This is a genomic window from Rhodoluna sp. (assembly GCF_036721215.1).
GTDB lineage: Bacteria > Actinomycetota > Actinomycetes > Actinomycetales > Microbacteriaceae > Rhodoluna.
Genome location: NZ_DAIMLM010000001.1, coordinates 525,109 through 543,041, shown reverse-complemented (window position 1 = coordinate 543,041; position 17,933 = coordinate 525,109). Strand labels below are relative to the sequence as shown.

16 protein-coding genes are annotated in these 17,933 nt (G+C 49.4%); 8 read left to right on the top strand and 8 right to left on the bottom strand.

The window, feature by feature from the left end; all coding sequences use genetic code 11:
* Window positions 1-4: 4 nt before the first annotated feature.
* Entirely contained in the window at window positions 5-1,021 is a 1,017-nt protein-coding gene (locus AC9UCN_RS02775; RefSeq protein WP_509523479.1) for a phosphotransferase, read from the top strand.
* Here AC9UCN_RS02775 and AC9UCN_RS02770 read toward each other — a convergent pair.
* Complete coding sequence (locus tag AC9UCN_RS02770; RefSeq protein WP_509523477.1) at window positions 1,018-4,140, bottom strand: ATP-dependent helicase; 3,123 nt, start codon at window positions 4,138-4,140, stop codon at window positions 1,018-1,020. The two genes, AC9UCN_RS02775 and AC9UCN_RS02770, sit on opposite strands and share 4 nt — an antisense overlap.
* Window positions 4,130-7,276 (bottom strand): PD-(D/E)XK nuclease family protein, encoded by a 3,147-nt coding sequence (locus AC9UCN_RS02765; protein WP_509523475.1) that lies wholly within the window; start codon window positions 7,274-7,276, stop codon window positions 4,130-4,132. Before AC9UCN_RS02765 ends, AC9UCN_RS02770 begins: the two co-directional genes overlap by 11 nt.
* 54 nt (window positions 7,277-7,330) lie before the next feature.
* Between AC9UCN_RS02765 and AC9UCN_RS02760 the strand changes: the two genes are divergently transcribed.
* Both AC9UCN_RS02760 and AC9UCN_RS02755 read left to right on the top strand, forming a co-directional pair.
* On the top strand, window positions 7,331-7,555 hold the full coding sequence (locus AC9UCN_RS02760; RefSeq protein WP_509523473.1) for a DUF3107 domain-containing protein: 225 nt from the start codon (window positions 7,331-7,333) through the stop codon (window positions 7,553-7,555).
* Window positions 7,555-7,836, top strand: coding sequence for a hypothetical protein (locus AC9UCN_RS02755; protein ID WP_509523472.1), 282 nt, complete (start codon window positions 7,555-7,557; stop codon window positions 7,834-7,836). Before AC9UCN_RS02760 ends, AC9UCN_RS02755 begins: the two co-directional genes overlap by 1 nt.
* Here the strand turns inward: AC9UCN_RS02755 and AC9UCN_RS02750 are convergent.
* Window positions 7,825-8,586: a ferritin-like fold-containing protein gene (locus AC9UCN_RS02750; protein ID WP_509523471.1), complete on the bottom strand. Its 762-nt coding sequence runs from the start codon at window positions 8,584-8,586 to the stop codon at window positions 7,825-7,827. The two genes, AC9UCN_RS02755 and AC9UCN_RS02750, sit on opposite strands and share 12 nt — an antisense overlap.
* A gap of 76 nt (window positions 8,587-8,662) precedes the next feature.
* Here AC9UCN_RS02750 and AC9UCN_RS02745 point away from each other — a divergent pair, with 76 nt between their 5' ends.
* Window positions 8,663-10,012, top strand: coding sequence for a DEAD/DEAH box helicase (locus AC9UCN_RS02745; RefSeq protein ID WP_509523469.1), 1,350 nt, complete (start codon window positions 8,663-8,665; stop codon window positions 10,010-10,012).
* Here AC9UCN_RS02745 and AC9UCN_RS02740 read toward each other — a convergent pair.
* Complete coding sequence (locus AC9UCN_RS02740) at window positions 10,009-10,893, bottom strand: PHP domain-containing protein (protein WP_509523467.1); 885 nt, start codon at window positions 10,891-10,893, stop codon at window positions 10,009-10,011. The two genes, AC9UCN_RS02745 and AC9UCN_RS02740, sit on opposite strands and share 4 nt — an antisense overlap.
* 70 nt (window positions 10,894-10,963) lie before the next feature.
* Here AC9UCN_RS02740 and AC9UCN_RS02735 point away from each other — a divergent pair, with 70 nt between their 5' ends.
* Window positions 10,964-12,346 carry an aminopeptidase P family protein gene (locus AC9UCN_RS02735; RefSeq protein WP_509523466.1) on the top strand — a complete coding sequence of 461 codons (1,383 nt, stop codon included), beginning with the start codon at window positions 10,964-10,966 and terminating at the stop codon, window positions 12,344-12,346.
* Here AC9UCN_RS02735 and AC9UCN_RS02730 read toward each other — a convergent pair.
* Window positions 12,343-12,861, bottom strand: coding sequence for a YflT domain-containing protein (locus tag AC9UCN_RS02730; RefSeq protein ID WP_509523465.1), 519 nt, complete (start codon window positions 12,859-12,861; stop codon window positions 12,343-12,345). The genes AC9UCN_RS02735 and AC9UCN_RS02730 overlap by 4 nt on opposite strands.
* 37 nt (window positions 12,862-12,898) lie before the next feature.
* Between AC9UCN_RS02730 and AC9UCN_RS02725 the strand changes: the two genes are divergently transcribed.
* Both AC9UCN_RS02725 and AC9UCN_RS02720 read left to right on the top strand, forming a co-directional pair.
* A complete protein-coding gene (locus AC9UCN_RS02725) occupies window positions 12,899-14,008 on the top strand; it encodes a P-loop NTPase (RefSeq protein ID WP_509523463.1) in 1,110 nt (369 codons plus the stop codon).
* A gap of 24 nt (window positions 14,009-14,032) precedes the next feature.
* Complete coding sequence (locus tag AC9UCN_RS02720) at window positions 14,033-15,553, top strand: succinic semialdehyde dehydrogenase (protein WP_509523462.1); 1,521 nt, start codon at window positions 14,033-14,035, stop codon at window positions 15,551-15,553.
* Here the strand turns inward: AC9UCN_RS02720 and AC9UCN_RS02715 are convergent.
* Window positions 15,550-15,894, bottom strand: coding sequence for a twin-arginine translocase TatA/TatE family subunit (locus AC9UCN_RS02715; protein WP_509523460.1), 345 nt, complete (start codon window positions 15,892-15,894; stop codon window positions 15,550-15,552). The genes AC9UCN_RS02720 and AC9UCN_RS02715 overlap by 4 nt on opposite strands.
* Window positions 15,895-15,966: 72 nt before the next feature.
* Between AC9UCN_RS02715 and AC9UCN_RS02710 the strand changes: the two genes are divergently transcribed.
* On the top strand, window positions 15,967-16,605 hold the full coding sequence (locus AC9UCN_RS02710; RefSeq protein ID WP_509523458.1) for an O-methyltransferase: 639 nt from the start codon (window positions 15,967-15,969) through the stop codon (window positions 16,603-16,605).
* Here AC9UCN_RS02710 and AC9UCN_RS02705 read toward each other — a convergent pair.
* Together AC9UCN_RS02705 and dapE are read right to left on the bottom strand one after the other, a co-directional pair.
* Window positions 16,592-16,768 carry a DUF3117 domain-containing protein gene (locus AC9UCN_RS02705; protein ID WP_509523456.1) on the bottom strand — a complete coding sequence of 59 codons (177 nt, stop codon included), beginning with the start codon at window positions 16,766-16,768 and terminating at the stop codon, window positions 16,592-16,594. The genes AC9UCN_RS02710 and AC9UCN_RS02705 overlap by 14 nt on opposite strands.
* A gap of 49 nt (window positions 16,769-16,817) precedes the next feature.
* The gene (gene dapE, locus AC9UCN_RS02700; protein ID WP_509523454.1) at window positions 16,818-17,903 is read right to left on the bottom strand and encodes a succinyl-diaminopimelate desuccinylase; all 1,086 of its coding nucleotides are present in this window, start codon (window positions 17,901-17,903) and stop codon (window positions 16,818-16,820) included.
* Window positions 17,904-17,933 lie beyond the last annotated feature (30 nt).

Genomic DNA, 17,933 nt, shown 5'->3' with positions numbered 1-17,933 from the left:
ATTTATGGCTAGATCACCCTTGATTTTAGCGGCACTGGCTAAAGACGCAGTTCCGCAGTTTGACTTCGCACAGGTAAAGCACTTGGACGCTGGACAATCAGGTGCTTTTGATGCAGCCCTACTAACCGCCAAGAGTGGCGAACACTTCGTGGTGCGGATGGCAAACAGCCCAACCGCTGGCACAGAACTCGAAGCTGAGATAAGAGCCCTAAAGTGCTTTTCGTCCCCAGTTCGACAAAATCTTCCTTTTCAAATTGGACAACTGGTCGGAGACACTAAGGATTCTGATGGTGAGCGTGCCCTGGTTTTTGACTTTGTTTATGGAAATTCAATTGAGCTGTCTCGGGTAGATCCAGTTTCTGGATTGACAGCCAGCATTGCCTTTGCAATTGCCGCAATTCACAACCTGCCACACCAATTGGTGCAAAAATCTGGATTCCCAGAACTTGACCCGCAGCAAAACCTCAAGTACCGCATCATGGAATTGGACCGAGCTGCCCAAACAGGCAAGGTCCCACCAATTCTGTTGCAGCGTTGGGAAACCGCTCTGGAAGATTCCAGTATGTTCCGCTACCAGCCAACCGTGGTGCACGGAGCAATTAATGGTCACAGCGTTCTAGAACTTGATGGCAAAGTATCCGGAGTTCTTCACTGGAGTGGACTTAGAATTTCTGATCCTGCCGAAGACCTTGCCTGGGTATTGGGTGGAGCAACAACTGAGCTTGCCAAGAGCGTGATTGCTCGTTACTTCGAAGCCAGACCAGGTGCCGATGTAAACCTATGGTCACGAGCACTTTTGTATAGCGAACTAGAACTTGCCAGATGGCTACTGCACGGTTACTCGCAGGGCAGCCAAGAGATCATCGAAGACGCCGTGGGAATGCTTTTGGTACTAACCGAAGAAGTCGAATCAGGAAAAGCTGAACGAATTGCCGCTGCTCCCCTAGCTACTGAGATTGCTCAGCAAAGACGTGCAGAACAAGCCACTTCGAACCCCGTCAAAAACGACGAACTGTTCTAGGCAAATAGCTTTTCCCAAAGCTTCATAAGCTCTGCCGGCTCCGGAACTACATCAGGTCTTAGCTCAGTGTTATCAGCCACGAAATAGAAACAAACATCAATTTGGTCTACCGGCACATTTCGAAGCTTCGAGTATGCAAACCGGTAAAGCGCAAGCTGCAAGATCATTTCCTGCTCTTGCTCCTTAGATTCTGGGGGCGAGCCTGTTTTCCAGTCCACGATTTCATAGCGGGTCCCTAGTTTGAAAACCGCGTCTAGCTTGCAAACAAAAGTGTTCACGCCCTGGGTCAGGTTGATTTCTAACTCAATTTCCGAATCCTTGAGGTTTGCAAATCTAGAGTTTTTGAATATCTCTGCCAGTTCGCTAACCGCGGTAGAACTTGTCTGGTCAATCTCAGCTACCAAAAAGTCTTCAACCCAAGAGTGAAACTGCGTTCCGATTCGAGTTGCGCGGTAGGGCTTTGACGGGGTGGGCCTTAGGTACTTGGAAGCAATGGCGTCAACATCCTTGACGAACTCTTTGAATCTGGATGCTGGAATTCGAACCGGCAGATCAACAACCGATAAGCGAGCAATTCGATCGTCTTGTTCTTTTAGTAGCAAGTCGATTTCTTCTTGCACGCTACTTTGTTTTGTTTCACCTGCTGAATCGGCTAACTGCTTTGCCGCCTGCTGAACTTTCTCGGCCGCTTCTTTCAAAACACTTGCGTGTTTCTCACCCACGGGATCAAGTGGCCAGCTGGCTGTTTTTGGTTCCAGGTCAAGAGGATTTGCTTGGATGTTAATTTCCGGAAACTCGAAACCTTCACCGGCTAACTGCTCTAGAAAACGCGAGGGTTTTCTAGATCCCGTGTTTCCTGGTTTCCAATAGGAACCGGTTAGTAGCAGTGCTTGCTTAGTTCTCGTAATTGCAACATAAATGAGTCGATACTCCTCGCGAAGTTGGTGCTCTTTGTTATCTGCGCGGAACTGGTCCTTGGCTACTTTGATATCATTCTGTGTTCTAGTTGCCTCATAATCAAAAACCGGCAATGATCTGGCGTCTCCTCGAAGCGGATACGGCAGCTCCGCTCCAGAAAGCCAGCCCGAAATTGATCGCGGTTTGCTTGGAAAATCGTCCTCAACAAGATTTGGAACAGCAACGTAATCCCACTCCAAACCCTTAGCCGCATGGATTGTCAGCACTTGCACGACTCCTGCTGCCGGGTTGGACTTTGGTAGTTCAAATCTTTCTCTCTTTGCGGCATAGTCCAGCCAGTTCAAAAACGCCCCAAGTTGTGAGGCTGCGCTAGCTTGGCCAAAGCCCGCAACTGTTTCATAGAACGACTCGAGCTGGGCCATCGGGTTTTTGAGCTTTGGGTTGGCTCGAAGCTCAATATCTAACCAAAGCTCTTCGGCAACAACCCGAACAAAGTCAGCTAAAGGCAGTGATGTTGCCGAACGAAGGTTTCTAAACAATACCGCCGCGTCACGCAATCGCTTGAGCGACTCTGCGGAAAACTCAGACAGTAGCTCAAGGCTCTCGCTGGTTACCTCGTCGAGAGCTTCAACAATGGTGAGCTCTTGGCGGAAGACGCCTTCTTGTCTTGGACCAGATAGCTTTCTTCCAATAACAAAGAGTCGATCGATATCCTTTGCCCCGATCCGCCATCTTGCCCCGGTAAGTAACCTGATTAGCTCGCTTCCAGCATCTACCCGTTGAATAACCTTCAAAGCAGATACCAGGTCAACAATTTCTGGAAGTTCCAATAATCCACCGAGTCCAACTACCTCTACTTCAATGCCATTGGACTGCAGTGTCTCAACAAATAGGGCCATAGCTGAGCGCTTGCGCATCAACACCGCACAGCTCGCACCTTTGGCAAGTGCTGGCTTGAACCACTCTGCAATTTCTTGCGCTTCTTGCTCGATGGTTTCCAAGAAGCGAACCTGGACTTGGCCTTCTGGTGCATCAGGCATGGCCTCAAGTTTTACAGGAAGCACTCGCTGCTCCAAAGGCTTTGGAATTTCAAAGCTGGCCTGGTTAGCAAGTGGCGCGGAGATCTCATTGGCTTTTTCTAAAACTTGAATTGGGTTGCGCCAGCTGGTTCTAAGGCTAAAGTTCTTGGCAGTTCCAAAATCAATACCGAACTCGTCAAGGTTTGAAGCACTTGCTCCGCGCCAGCCATAAATCGACTGGTTCGGGTCCCCTACCGCGAACACCGATGTTTGTGCAAACAGGGTTGCTAACAACCTGGTTTGTAAAACCGAAGTGTCTTGATATTCATCGAGCATTACCTGACTAAAGATCTCGCGAATACTGGTTGCAGCATCTGGAAACTCGGTAACTGCCCGAAGAGCAAGTGCCACCTGGTCAGAGTAATCAACCATGGAACGCAGCTTCTTTTCCTTCTGGAAAATTTCCGCAAGCTCTGCAATCAAGGGAGCTGGCTTTAGTTCTTCAACGATGGTGTCGACATAAGCAAACCTGGAACTGACCTCCTCGCCGGCTTTTTTGGGAAGCCTAGAGATGTGATCCACAGTTCGCGAAATTTCACTTTGTAAGTTGCCTGCGGTTTGGCCGTTGTCATTTAGGGCTCTGGCTAACTCGATGACTTTTTCAACCAATGAATCGATGTTTAGCTCCAGATCGCTTAGCGTTCCAGAAACATCTGAGCCATAGCGAACGCAAACCTCACGAGCTAGCTGAAAAGCAGTTGCTTCGCTTATCAGCGTGGCATCTGATTCGTAGCCCAGCGCTAGGGCGTTGTCACGGAAGACCTGGTTGGCAAAAGCGTTGTAGGTAGAAATAGTAGGCGCTTGAAAATCAAACTCCAGACCCTCTGGCCAGAAGCTGGAATCGCGAAGTTTCAATAGCGATTCGTAGATTCTCTTTGAGAGTTCCGTGGCAGCCTTTTTAGTGAAAGTAAGTCCCAGGATCTGTTCGGGTCTTGCAAACCCGTTCGCCACAAGCCATAGAACTCGGACGGCAAGAAGTTCGGTCTTGCCACTGCCAGCCCCAGCAACAACCAAGCTTGGCGAATCAAGGGCAGCTTGTTCGATGGCGTCGATTTTTTCTTGGGAAAGCTCTCTACCTTTTACCACCTTGAAAATCTCAGTCGCCGAGTACTTAGCCGACATAGGACACCGCCCGAGTTAGGTGCAGCTTGCAAGTTCCGTATTCGCGGTCTGCCTCGCAGTGGTTAGAAAGCTGTGCTACAAAAACCTGCTTTGCCATGCCCTGAGTTGTTTCTAAAAGCAACTTCTTGAAATTTGCTGAAGTCTCTTGCGTCATGGGAGGTTGTGAACGTTCGGTGTAGTTGGCTCCACCGACAATTAGTAACTTCGCTCCGGCTAGCTGGTGTTCATTGATCTTGCCAATTTCTTCGAAGCCAGCTTCTAAAAGAGCCATTTGGTAAAGCGCGAGCTGTGGGTTTGATGCGGTGTCAGCTTCAGACGGAGCTTGGCTACTGGTTTTGAGATCAACAATCATGATGGTGCCATTTTCATGTTGTTCGATACGGTCCACCTGACCCTGTACCCTTACGTGATCAAACTCGAAGCGGAAGTTTTGCTCCCTGCCTAAAACAACCGAACCCTGGTCTTCGAACTGCTTCAAATAGCTTGCCAAGTTTGCCAGCATCTTGTTGGCTCGTCTTTTGCCTAGTTCTTCTAACCAGTCAGCTTCAAATTCAAGACTGTGCCAACGTGAGTCGGTAAGTTGTTGTAATTCTGCCCTGTCAGAAGATCTGCTGAGCTCGAAGACCTCATGAACTAAAGTTCCAAGGGAGGCAGAGAAGGAGTCTGTCCGTCCGCCATGGTTTTGTAAGAACCAGTGCAGCGGGCACTTTAGATAACTATCAAGCTGAGAAGGTCTAACCCGAACCAAGTCATTAGCCAGATCCGTTAGTGGCTCCTCGGTGGAGATTGGCAATAGGCCATACCAACTCGATGGGTCGCTTCCTGGAACATTAGCCGAAGCCAGTCTGGCAAGACCCATCGCAAGCTCGAGCGCATCGCCTGATCCGCTAGCTAATTCGCGACGCATGTCCCCCACTAGTGATCTCAGGGTTAGAGATCTAGGAATCGCGCTTTCAGTTTCCGGGATGCTGCCATTGACCAGTGTCAAAAACTGCGAGATCTGCTCTTCTTCCTGATCGGTTGCAGTAACCAACACTTTGGATCTTGCAGCACCTATGGCCTTATTGAACATTCGAAGTTCACCAGATAGCTCGGACTTGGTTAGTTCCGAGGTGTTGTCGATCTCACCGCTAGCCAAAGCATCTAGTGCTTGTGCGCCCAGAAGCGATGACCTGGGCTTTAGATTGGGCCAAACTCCCTCGATAAGACCAGGTAATGCGACAGTGTCGAAAGCTCTGCCAATGAGACCAGAGGGAGTCAGCAACGAAACGTATTCGCCAGATAAGTTGTTTAGCGCCAAGCTATCTTCTGGAATCTCGCGCGCGAGTTGGTCTAACACAAAATCAAGCGGACTACTGTCTGGATTGCGCTCAGTGAATCTAGCAGCGGCTGCAAAAAGCGCCATAACTGAATCAAGATTCTTTCCCGCTTGCATCGCTAACTCAGATACCCCACGCGAGGCCACAACCCAGCGATCCAACAATGATGTGCCAGAAAGAAGATTCCAAAGCACTGCCTCGGTGGTTGACTCTGGCTCCTTGGCTAGTGCTCTAGTTTGGTCAATGAGCTCAATGAATTTTTCCACCTTACGAGCCTCTTGTGATCTAACCTGGGCAATCAGTGCCGGCTCTGAAATTGCTGCAAGCAATATCTCGTCACTAGGTACTTCTAAGTCTTCATGGGCTCTGCGAAGTGATCGCTTGAGGCGAAGTAGCGATAGAGCATCCAGCCCGCAGAATTCCGAAAGAAGCAATTGCTCAGCTTGGGGGAAAGTCAGTGGCTCATCAGATAGACAAACCGCTGCTAGCTGCAGCAGCTGTCCTGCGGCATGATCTGATTTCAAGGCAGTGGCAGTTCCAGTTACTCGAACCGGAACCGAATGTGAACTCAAAAACAGTGCTAGCGCATCAAGTTCAGGCCTGCTTCTTGCAATAACCGCCATGTTCGACCAGGCGATTCCATCAAACAGGTGTCTTCTTCTAAGCACTCCCGCAACATAGGCAAGTTCATCGGTGCGCGAGCGAAAGACTTTGGCGGCCAGGGCCTCACCAGCTACTTGTTCCTTGACGGAAGTGGTCAGGCCTTTGCGCTGTCTGCCAGCTCTAGCAACTTCTATTTGGGAGCTGACTTTAGCCAAAGCTAAAGAAATCTCCGCTGGCCGAACAACGTGTTTAGGCTCCAAATAAATAGTCTCGGCAGTTACGGATTTCGAAGTTGCAATTCGCTCTGCCAGCAAGATCATCGCCTTTGGATTGGCCACCCTAAAGCTAAGTGTTGCTACATCCGGGTCTCCAAAAAAGCTAACCCCGGCACCTTTTTGAGTGAGTGCGAAAATAAACTCGGCGGCAGCTGGAGTTAGCTCCTGTGCATCATCAACTAGCAAAGTCTTGATTGAGCTGAGCGACTCTGGAAGATCTGTCGCACTTGCAACTACCAGGGCTGCTTCTCGAAGCAAAGAAGCTGAATCGTACCTTTGTGATTCGGCTGAGTTTTGTTGCTCTAGGTACTTTTCAAAAACGATGCTGGCTGCTTGCCACTGCGAAACGTTCTGATCTTTGGCGAGCTCGGCTAACTTGGCGGCAGTGATGCCGTGCTCAATGGCAACAGCGATTAGATCTCGAAGTTCAGTTCTGAACCCAGTAAGAGATCTGACCGTGGCATCTAATTGCTTGGGCCAAATTTCAGGCTCTAGATTTTTGATAATTTCTTGCAGCATGGCATCTTGCTCGCTACCGCTTAGCAATGTGGGCTTTGGAGCATTTGATTTGCGCGTTTTATCAACCAGGATCGAAAAAGCCATGCTGGTTAGGGTCTTGGCAACCGGTCCAGCGGTTGCGCTTTGTAATTCGAGCGCTAACTGATCGCGATACAAATTCGCGCTATCTCTAGTTTGAGCAATCACAACCACTTGTTCTGGGTTGGCACCTTTATCAACTAGGTGCAAAAAACGAGCTTTCAGGCAGCTTGTTTTTCCCGAGCCTGGAGAGCCAATAACGGTGACTACCGCTTCGGCAGGCAAGTTCACCGCTTGGAGCTGAGTGTTATCAAGAGAAAGGTCCCTGACCGAGTCAATGTGCGAAAGGGGCACGAACTTCTGTTGGGTCATATCAAACAAGATACCCGAGCCTTCTGACAATAGATGTCTAGCCCACAGTTTTCCTGCCGTAATCTAGTACTAGAAAGGTTGGTCATGGACATCAAAATCGGCATCAAAGACTCAGCTCGCGAACTCAGCTTCGACACCTCCGCTAGCGCTAAGGAGTTGGAGGCATCGATTCGTTCTGCGATGGACTCCGATGCCAAGCTGATCAGCTTGACCGATTCCAAGGGCAACGTATTTTTGATCCCAACCAAGTCAATTACTTATCTTGAGCTTGGTGCGGAGGAAGCAAGAAGGGTTGGGTTTATCGCCTAATGGAGTTTCTGTTTATTGTTTTTTACGCAGCTGTCTTGGCTCTGGTGGCACCAGCTGTGAACATCAGATCTGATCGATATGGTTCTTTTGTGCCAACCGCAATTGCTTTAGCAACCGGTTCTTTTCTTTGGATACTTCTTACTGTCCTTGGCTTTGGCTATACCGATGCATGGATCTGGACCATCGTTATGGTGGCTATGCCAGTAGCGATGTATTTTGGCCCAAAGTTTCTGGAATCAAAAAGAGAAAAGAAAGATCAACTGACCCTTTTAGGCAGCTAGACCGATTGAATCCATTCTCAGCGAGTGAGCCGCAATCATCTCGCTGATAAGTGGCTCAATCTTGGAGTAAGACTCTAGGTTTACTTTTCTTTCTTGCTCAGCACTCAAGCTCGCGCTCTTATCGATACCGGCAAGCTTTCGATTATCGAAAGCGGCCCTAACTTCCAGCAATACATCTCCCATAAGGCGTCTGCCCCAAAGAGCCAGCCTCGAGTCAAGCTCTGGATTCATTTCCTTGCCCTCTGTGATAACTTTCTGAGCAAATTTCTCGAAGGTCTTATCCGAAAGTGCCTTCTCGACCGACTCGCGAAGTTCCGAGTTCAGGCCAACAGCCAACCTCTTATAGAAATCATCCAGCAGTCCAGAAACTAGATAGACCTTGATGATGGCTTCATACCAATCAACGCCTGAAGTCCTGGAGTGAAAAGTGTCGATTCGCTCAGTGAAAGGATCCATCGAGTCGGTGACATCAACACCCAAGCCAGAAAGCTTTTTTGAAACCGTGCGGTATTTTTCAAAACTCTTGGCTGCAGCTTCACTGAGCTCAGCTTTGTATTGAGTGGTAGGAGCGTATTTGAGCTCATTGGTAAGAATTTCAAAATTCGAAAGTAACAAGTACGCAAGCTGACCTAGGTAGGCCTTTGGTTCAGGCGTGTATGGCTTGAGATTGATTTTGGTCTTGTTTCTAGCAGCGCGCTCTTCACGATCAGGCAAAACAAGCTTGCCGACTTTTTTCCGTAAGGATTTCAACCACTCAAACACCTTTCAAGCATAAACGGGATAGCGCCTTGGCAAGTAGAGTAAGAAGAGCATATATAGGAGTAATTTGACTTTCAAAGACTTAGGTATCGATCCAGATATCTATCAGGCCCTAGAGGGCCGAGGAATCACGAGTCCATTTCCAATCCAGGAGCAGGCAATACCGCTTGCCCTAACTGGCCAGGACATTATTGGCCAAGCCAAAACTGGCACCGGCAAGACCTTAGGCTTTGGCCTACCTCTTATTCAATCCCTTGGACTGAATCCAGAAAAAGGTGCAAAAGCACTGGTAGTTGTTCCAACGAGGGAATTAGCCATTCAGGTTGCAGAGGATCTAAAGCACGCTTGCTCTAATCGCTCAACTACCGTGGCCGCAATCTATGGTGGAAAAGCTTACGAGGGACAAATTGCCGAAATCGATGCCGGAGCGCAGATCATTGTTGGAACTCCTGGTCGACTAATTGATCTTTCAAAACAAAAGAAGCTCGATCTCAAACACATCCAGTTCATGGTGCTAGACGAAGCCGACGAAATGCTAGATCTTGGCTTCTTGCCAGATGTTGAAAAGCTTTTTGCTTACACCCCGGAGTCACGTCAGACCATGCTGTTTTCAGCCACCATGCCAGGGGCAATTGTGTCCCTTGCAAGGCGCTACCAAAACAAGCCAGTACACATCAGGGTCAACGACCCCGATGAGGGGCTCACCAAAGCCGACATCAAGCAGTTTGTTTACCGGGCACACGCACTCGACAAAGACGAGGTGGTTGGAAGAATTCTGCAGGCCGAAGGCCGCGGCAAGACAATCATTTTCTGCCGCACCAAGCGCCAGGCTGCCAAGCTAGCCGATGAGCTAATTGACAGAGGGTTCAATGCAAGCGCCTTACACGGAGACATGTCTCAAGAAGCCCGAGAGAAATCGATGGCCAATTTCCGCTCTGGAAAAAAAGACATCCTGGTCGCTACCGAGGTCGCAGCCCGCGGAATTGACGTTGACGATGTGACACATGTTATTAACTACTCAGTGCCAGAAGATGAAAAGGCTTACCTGCACCGCGTTGGAAGAACCGGTCGTGCGGGAAGATTGGGAATTGCCGTCACATTTGTGGACTGGGAAGATCTTGCTCGCTGGACCCACATCAACATAGAGCTAAAGTTTGGCCAACCAGATCCAACCGAAACTTACTCAAGCTCTGAGCACCTATTTACTGACATGAACATCCCTGCTGGCACCAAGGGAAGACTCAAAGCAAGCACCCGAGTGGAAGCTCCAAAGTCTTCCAGGCCACAGGGACAAAAAGGCTCCAGGCCATCAAGAGGATCTGATGCTAAACCTGAGCGCTCCGGTGAGAAAAGACCTGATCGTCCCGCAGCAACTGCTAATAGAACACGGAATCGCACCCGCGGTGGAAACAGCTAAAGCGAAGCTTTAGTTCCTGTTCCAAGCTTCACGATTCGATCTAACATTTCTTGACTTGTGGTGTTCTCACCCAACTGATTCGGCTTTCCGGCAACGCCGTGATAATCGCTCGAACCGGTAACAACAAGATCATGCTTGGAAGCCAAATCAAGCAACCAAGATCTGGCAGCTTCTGGAACATCGCGGTGGTAAACCTCAATACCCGCTAAGCCTCTTTGGATCATTTGCTCGAAATGATCCAGCGGCAGATCTTCTGGGCTAGTGTCTGGCCCAACACCTTTTAGTGGGTGAGCAATTACTGATACTCCCCCGGCCATACCGATTAGTTCAATTGCCTCAACGGTGGAAACCGCCGAGTGCGAAACATAGAAAGGTCCATCAGAAGCTAAGTAGTAATCAAACGCTTCGCTTCGGTCAGAAACTTTTTTCATAGTCACCAAGGTGTCCGCGATAGCGGGGCGCCCAATGGTTGCACCTTTATCTAGGTGATCTAAAACCATCTCCCAGGTAATTGGCATTTCCGTTGCGAGCTTGTCGACAATGGCCCGAGCTCTTGCCTCGCGGGTGGCAACGGTGTCTCCCAGCACCACAGCAAGTGCTTCATGGTTTGGATCAGGTAGGTAAGCAAGTAGGTGGACGCTGATTCTAATTGTGCGGCCAAATCTTTCGATATCTGAAACACTTGTTACTTCGATTCCTGGAACAAAACCCAACCCAAGCTCTAGGGCTTTGGATCTGGCTTCATCCCAGCCCGAGACGGTGTCGTGATCGGTAAGGGCCAAGACGTTGATGCCGGCTTTAGCGGCATTGCTAACTAGCTGGCTGGGGGTGTCTAGGCCATCAGATCTAGTTGAGTGCGTATGGAGGTCTATTTTGACCATGAAAATCCCTGTTCTGTTAGCTCAACACTACCCAACGCCCAAGACAGCGCTGGAATGACACAATAGTTGGATGGCTAGCGAAAAAAAAGAGGTCGCAGGAACAAACCGTTCTAGAACCCCAAACAGCAAAGAGTTTCTTGATTACATTTCAAGCGGCTGGAAAGAAAGTTCCAACAAAGCCATATCTCAAAGCCCCGCAGCTGATTTTGCGAAATATAGGCGCGACAAAGTCGCAGCAGCCTTTGCCAACCAACTGATTGTGATCGAAGCTGGTGCCCCCAAGACCAGATCCAACGACACCGAGTATCGCTATCGACCACACGCAGCCTTTGCCCACCTAACCGGTTGGGGATCACAAACAGTTCCGGACTCTGTGCTGGTTATCGACACCAAAGAATCTACCCAGATTCTGTTTTTGCGCCCAACCGCTGGCAAAGATTCCGACGAGTTCTTCGCCAACCCAGCTATCGGTGAATTCTGGGTGGGAGCAAGACCCACTCTCGAAGATGTCTCCGCACTACTAAAAATAGACACCCGCGATCTAAGTGAACTTGATGCTTACCTAGATAAGAAAAAAACCACAACCCTTGAAGACAGCGATCTGGCTCAGTTTGTTTCTGAGCTGAGACTTATCAAAGATTCCTATGAGATCGACCAAATGCGTCAAGCCGTTGCTAGCTCGATACGAGGTTTCGAAGACATCGTGAAAGCTCTACCAAAAGCTGCGAAGCACCCGCGCGGCGAAAGAATTATTGAAACGGCTTTTTTTGCAAGAGCCAGACTCGAAGGTAACGACCTAGGTTACGAAACCATTGCTGCTGCCGGAAAAAATGCCTGCATCCTGCACTGGATAACCAACCACGGACCAGTAAACAGTGGCGAGCTAGTTTTAGTTGACGCTGGTATAGAGCTGGACTCTTTGTATACGGCGGATATAACCCGAACCTTGCCGATAAACGGCAAGTACTCCGATGCTCAGCTCGAGGTTTACTTGGCAGTGCTGGAAGCTGCCGATGCAGCTTTTGCGGTAGCCAAACCAGGCATCAAGTTCCGCGAAATCCATGAAGCTGCCATGAAGGTGATTGCTCACAAAGTTGCCGGTTGGTCAATACTGCCAGTTAGCGCTGAAGAATCACTTGAAGCGCAAAAGCAGTTTCATAGGCGCTGGATGGTGCACGGCACCAGCCACCACTTAGGAATTGATGTTCACGACTGCGCTCAGGCAAGAAAAGAAATGTATCTGGACGCCGAGCTCAAAGAGGGAATGATTTTCACCATTGAGCCAGGTTTGTATTTCCACGAGAACGACCTACTAGCACCTGAAAGATTCCGCGGAATTGGCGTAAGAATCGAAGACGACGTGCTGGTGACCAAAGACGGTGTTGAGAATCTTTCAGCCAAACTTCCAAGAACTCCAGCGGAGATTGAATCCTGGATGGCTAGTCTTAGCTAGCTTTTTGAAGCTGGCTTTTTTGTGGCAGGCTTCTTGGTCTCAGTTGTCTTACTTGCCTTTATGGCTTTTTTGGCGTCAGCTAATTGACCGGTTGGAACAATCACGTCGTACTTTTTAGCAACCACGGCTTGAGCTGAGATAAAGCTTCTTTTGTTTCGGGTCATGCTAAAACGAATCACGTTTAGCAGCATTCCAACTCCAGCACCGATAACTATTCCAGCACTCAGGTTTGTGATCACCACCTGCTCTGTTGTACTGGTAGCTCCAAAGAGCAGTCCAAAAAATAGTCCGATCCAAGAACCGGTAACGGCACCGGAGAGTGCAACTCTTCCGTAGCCAAGCTTGCCCTTTAGGGTCTCAACTGTTTTTAGGTCAGAGCCAATTATGGAAATAAGTCTTGCCGGGAAACCGTTTTCAACCAGCTTCTCAACTACCTTTACCGCTTCTAGGTAGTTTTTGAACTGGCCAACAACTTCGCCCTCAGGAAGGGTGGATGGTGCATTTTTCTGACTCATGTTTCTATTCTCTCATGCCTGTCCGTAGAGTTAAGGGGTGTCCGAGGCCCTGATCTATCAAGCTCTTTCAAAAGTAATTGACCCTGAGCTTCGCATTGCTTTGACCGAGCTCGATATGGTCGGAAAAGTAAGCTTCCAAAATGGCACCGCAGATGTTGAAATCAAGCTCACCATAACTGGCTGTCCTGCAGCTAGACGCATCGAACAAGAAACCCACGATGCGGTGGCAGCTGTTCCAGGAGTGCAAAAAATCAATGTGAGACTTACGGTAATGACCCCTGAAGAACGGGATGCCCTGAAGAAGAAACTGCGTGGCGGCAAACCCATGCGACACAATCCCTTTGATAAAGACACCCTTACCAATATCTTTTTGATTGGCTCAGGTAAGGGTGGTGTTGGTAAATCCACCTTGACCGCTAACTTGGCGGTAGCTCTTGCTAGCCAAGGTCAAAAAGTCGGCCTTATCGATGCCGACATCTTTGGCTTTTCAATTCCTGGGCAACTGGGCATAACCGAAAAGCCAACCCGGGTAGACGAGCTGATCTTGCCCCCGATTGCATTCGGTGTGAAGGTGATCTCGATTGGCATGTTCGTTGAAGACAACAAACCCGTTGCTTGGCGAGGACCCATGCTGCACCGAGCCGTCGAGCAATTCTTGAGCGATGTCTTCTGGGGCGATCTGGATGTGTTGCTAGTAGACCTACCTCCTGGAACAGGTGATGTGGCAATTAGCCTTGGGCAGTTATTGCCAAGCGCCAAAACTGTCGTTGTGACAACACCGCAGATATCAGCCAGCGAGGTCGCCGAGCGATCGGGAGCCGTCGGCTTACAAACCGGTCAAGCCATCTTTGGCGTTATTGAGAACATGAGTTACCTAGAACAAGATGGCAAGAAAATTGAGCTTTTTGGAGCTGGCGGCGGCGAGCTCGTTGCTAAGTCTTTGAGTGCACTGTCTGGAGTGGCCGTTCCGCTGCTTGGCCAAGTGCCGATATCGGTCGCTTTGCGCGAAGGTTCCGATACCGGAGCACCACTTTGTGCCAGTGAATCACAAGATGCGGCAGCTATAGAGATTCAGAAGATTGCCAGCTTGATAGCCAAACAAGCTCGATTACTTGCTGGTAGAAAGCTGAATCTGGATCCCAAGTAATTATCTATTCGTAGAATGATAACCATGAGCGAATACAGCATCCCGAGCCTTTTATCCCACCTGCCGGAAAGTTCCGACCAGGTCACAATTGTGAACCCGACCACGGGTCAGAAAATCTATGACCTGCCGCAACTAAGCGTTGGCCAGGTAGCAAAAGCAGTTGCCGACTCAAGACTTGCTCAGCCTTCGTTTGCAGCTATGCCGGTCAAGGAACGCGCTGCAGCGCTATTTAGATTGCACGATTTACTTCTAAACAACCAAGACAAGTTGATGGATCTATTGCAGCTTGAAACCGGTAAAGCTCGCGCTCACGCTTTCGAAGAGGTAGCAGGCGCTCTAGGCTCCACTCGTTACTATGCCAAAATTTCTCCTAAGGTTCTAAAAAAGAAGATCACAAACTCAGGTGTGCCATTTGTGACTCGTTCTTATGTCACTTACTCCCCCGTTGGAGTTGTTGGAGTAATCACCCCGTGGAACTACCCGCTTGCTTTGCAGATGCTTGATGTCTTGCCAGCACTTGCGGCAGGAAACACTGTGGTGCAAAAAGCTGACAACCAAACAGCGCTGGTTTCCCTTTACGCCAGAAAGTTAGCCATCGAAGCCGGTATTCCAGATAGTGCCTGGACAATCGTGGTTGGCGACGGTGCAACTGTTGGAAACGCGGTTACTGACTCGGTTGACTACGTTGCCTTTACTGGTTCAACTAAGACCGGAAAGATAGTTGCTGAGCGAGCAGCCAAGAGATTGATTGGTTACTCACTCGAGCTAGGTGGCAAGAACCCGCTCATTGTTCTTCCAGGTGCCAAACTTGGCGACGCAGCCGAGAAGGTTATCGCTGGAGCCTTTGGAAACTCGGGACAGCTTTGCGTATCCATTGAACGCGTCTATGTTCCAAATAACCAAAAAGAAGCTTTTGAAAAAGAGCTTGCATCCCGCGTTAACTCACTCAAGATCGGAAAGAGTGACAACTTCGAGATGGACATGGGAACCCTAACCGGTATCAACCAACTAAAGCGCGTTGAAGAATACGTTTCCGACGCTGTTAGCAAGGGAGCCAAAGTGCTAGCTGGAGCTAAGGCGCTTCCAGAGCTAGGACCTTACTTTTACTCCCCAACTGTGATGACCAATATCAAGCCAGAAATGAGACTCGCTCGCGAAGAAGTCTTCGGTCCATTTATTGCGGTTGTCGGTTACGACAGCATTGATGAAGCGGTTGAATTGGCCAACGACACTGAGCTTGGATTAAACGCCTCGGTGGTGGGACCGTTGAAACTAGCCGAGAAAGTTGCCAACCGCCTAATGGCAGGATCGGTGAACATCAACGAGGGTTACCGCGCCGCTATGGCATCAGTTGACTCCCCCATGGGAGGAATGAAGCTATCCGGGGTTGGAAGAAGAAATGGTCACTACGGCTTGCTGAGATTTACCGAAGCAAGAACTGTTGGAATTGCTACTGGATTGATTAACTTTCCGTCGAGAGCCAAGCAATACAAAAAGATGGCGCCTCTAATGAACGCTCTAGCGAAAGTTATGAAGAAGCTCTAGGTTGCTTCCGAATCAAAAGGGGCAACTTCGCCCACAGCTAACCTTGGCTGCACTCTGGTTGTTGGCTTATTCAGTGTTGCAACTGTTGCTGGGGCATCGGTTTCGGCCAAGGCCTCACGAATGATTCTTCGAGGATCGTATTTTCTTGGATCAAGTTGTTTCCAATCGAGTTCTTCACCGATTTCTGATTGCAACTGACCTTTGGCACCTTCGGCCATTTTCTTCAAAGACTTAATGAAATTCGCCAACTGTTTGGCATAGTGCGGTAACTTATCTGGGCCCAGCACAAAAACAGCTATCAACCCAAGAATTAATAGCTTTTCGCCGGAGAGTCCAAACACCCATATAGGCTACCTCTTTGGCTGCGGCCATTTACACCCGAGCGGCTCTAAGCTTTGAGATTAGGAGAGATCATGGTCGACAAGATATCAAGCTGGAAGTTCACCGAAGACTTTGTTTCGGAGTCGCCAGCCATAATCGAAGCTCGGGCCAGGGCTGAAGAATTAGGAATCGAGTGTGTAACGCCTAGTGTTGGCTCACACCTAGCTTTGATCGCCTCCGCTTTAGGAGCCAAGGCCATCGTTGAAGCCGGAACCGGTGCTGGAGTATCGGGTTTATGGATATTAAGCGCCTCAGAGGATTCAGTTTTAGCAACTATTGATTCTCACCCCGAGTTTCAGCTAGCTGCCAAGATGGCATTCAAGGATGCCAGAATTTCACCTCTTAGAACCAGAGTTATCTCCGGTAAGGCAACCGAGGTTATGTCCAACATGGCCGATGCCGGTTACGACCTAGTTTTCCTAGACGCCGAGCGAGGCGATTTGGAAGATCAGCTCAGGCAGGCATCGCGCTTACTTCGACCAGGGGGTGTGGTGGCTATTTCTCACGCGCTGTGGCGAGATCGAGTACCAGATCCTGCCATGCGCGATGAGGCGACAGTGATTTATCGTGATGTTTTGAGATTGTTTTCTACTCAGCAGGACTTCATTTCTGCTTTATCGCCGGTGGGCGATGGCTTACTGATGGCCAGCAAGAGAGTTACTTCTTCTTAACTACGCCTTCTAGGACTTTGTGAAGGCTCTTGGCTTCTTCTTCGTTTACCGAAACAACTAAGCGACCGCCACCTTCAAGAGGGACTCTCAAGATGATTAGACCGCGAGGTTCGCGTTCTGCTTCCATTGGTCCATCGCCGGTGCGAGGCTTCATTGCTGCCATTTTTACTCCTTGAAATACTTTTGGCCAATGGGCCTAAGTTCCAAGTTTATCAAAGATTTGAGGTCAGAAAATTTCTCAATCCATTTTCACAGGCGTAAATCTGGCTAGCTGGCAGGGATTCATCATCGGCGTGAGCCTTATTGGGGTCCCCCGGTCCATAATTCACCGCTGGAATGCCTAGTTCACTGAATCTGGCAACATCAGTCCAGCCATACTTTGGATGAACTGATGTGCCAACGGCAGCAACAAATGCCTTGGCCTCGGGGCTTTGTAGCCCTGGCCTTGCTCCTGGTGCACTGTCAACAATGTTGATCTCGCAACCGGTAAACAAACTCTTCACGTAATCCCCCGCTTGCGCTTGCGTCTTTGAAGGAGCGAACCGATAGTTCACAGTCAAAATTGCCCTATCGGCAATCACGTTGGTTGCGATACCGCCGTTGACCAAAACAGCGTTCAAGCTTTCTTTGTATACCAAGCCATCAACTTCGACTTCCAAAGGTGTGTAGCTAGATAAAAACTCCAAAGCGGAGCCAAGCTTATGGATTGCATTTTCACCCATCCAAGACCTTGCTGAGTGGGCCTTTTTGCCCGAAAACACTAACTCGGCCCGCAAGGTTCCATTGCAGCCACCCTCAACAATCGAACCAGTGGGCTCGCAAAGCACCGCAAAGCCACCCTTGATCAAATCCGGATGATTTCGAACTAACCTTCCAAGACCATTCTTGGCTGCTTCCACTTCCTCGTTGTCGTAAAACACCCATGTCACATCAACTGTTGGCTCGGTTACGGTTGCGGCGAGCTTTAGCATCACGGCTACGCCTGATTTCATATCCACCGAGCCGCGACCCCAGATAACCTGCTCGCGCTCAAAAGACATCAGTTTGGTTGGAAGATTATCCGCGACCGGAACGGTGTCGATGTGTCCTGCGATAATGACTCTTTTTGATCTGCCGAGATTGGTGCTTGCCACCACTGCGTCGCCGTCTCGAACCACGCTTAGGTGACCAACTAACTTGAGGGCTGATTCGATAGCGTCTGCTATTTCGCGCTCATTGCCCGAAACCGATTCGATGTCACACAGCTCGCGAGTGAGCTCGGCAACGTCAGAATTGAGATTTAGGTTCCTGCTGGACACATTCCAGAGCCTAGCTTGTAATCTTGGAAG

Bases quoted from the DNA above. Each gene is read 5' to 3' on its own strand.
- AC9UCN_RS02705 (WP_509523456.1), bottom strand. From the start codon at position 16,768: ATGGCAGCAATGAAGCCTCGCACCGGCGATGGACCAATGGAAGCAGAA.
- AC9UCN_RS02775 (WP_509523479.1), top strand. From the start codon at position 5: ATGGCTAGATCACCCTTGATTTTAGCGGCACTGGCTAAAGACGCAGTT.
- AC9UCN_RS02730 (WP_509523465.1), bottom strand. From the start codon at position 12,861: ATGAGTCAGAAAAATGCACCATCCACCCTTCCTGAGGGCGAAGTTGTT.
- AC9UCN_RS02755 (WP_509523472.1), top strand. From the start codon at position 7,555: ATGGAGTTTCTGTTTATTGTTTTTTACGCAGCTGTCTTGGCTCTGGTG.
- AC9UCN_RS02710 (WP_509523458.1), top strand. From the start codon at position 15,967: ATGGTCGACAAGATATCAAGCTGGAAGTTCACCGAAGACTTTGTTTCG.
- AC9UCN_RS02720 (WP_509523462.1), top strand. From the start codon at position 14,033: ATGAGCGAATACAGCATCCCGAGCCTTTTATCCCACCTGCCGGAAAGT.
- AC9UCN_RS02735 (WP_509523466.1), top strand. From the start codon at position 10,964: ATGGCTAGCGAAAAAAAAGAGGTCGCAGGAACAAACCGTTCTAGAACC.
- AC9UCN_RS02770 (WP_509523477.1), bottom strand. From the start codon at position 4,140: ATGTCGGCTAAGTACTCGGCGACTGAGATTTTCAAGGTGGTAAAAGGT.
- AC9UCN_RS02740 (WP_509523467.1), bottom strand. From the start codon at position 10,893: ATGGTCAAAATAGACCTCCATACGCACTCAACTAGATCTGATGGCCTA.
- AC9UCN_RS02760 (WP_509523473.1), top strand. From the start codon at position 7,331: ATGGACATCAAAATCGGCATCAAAGACTCAGCTCGCGAACTCAGCTTC.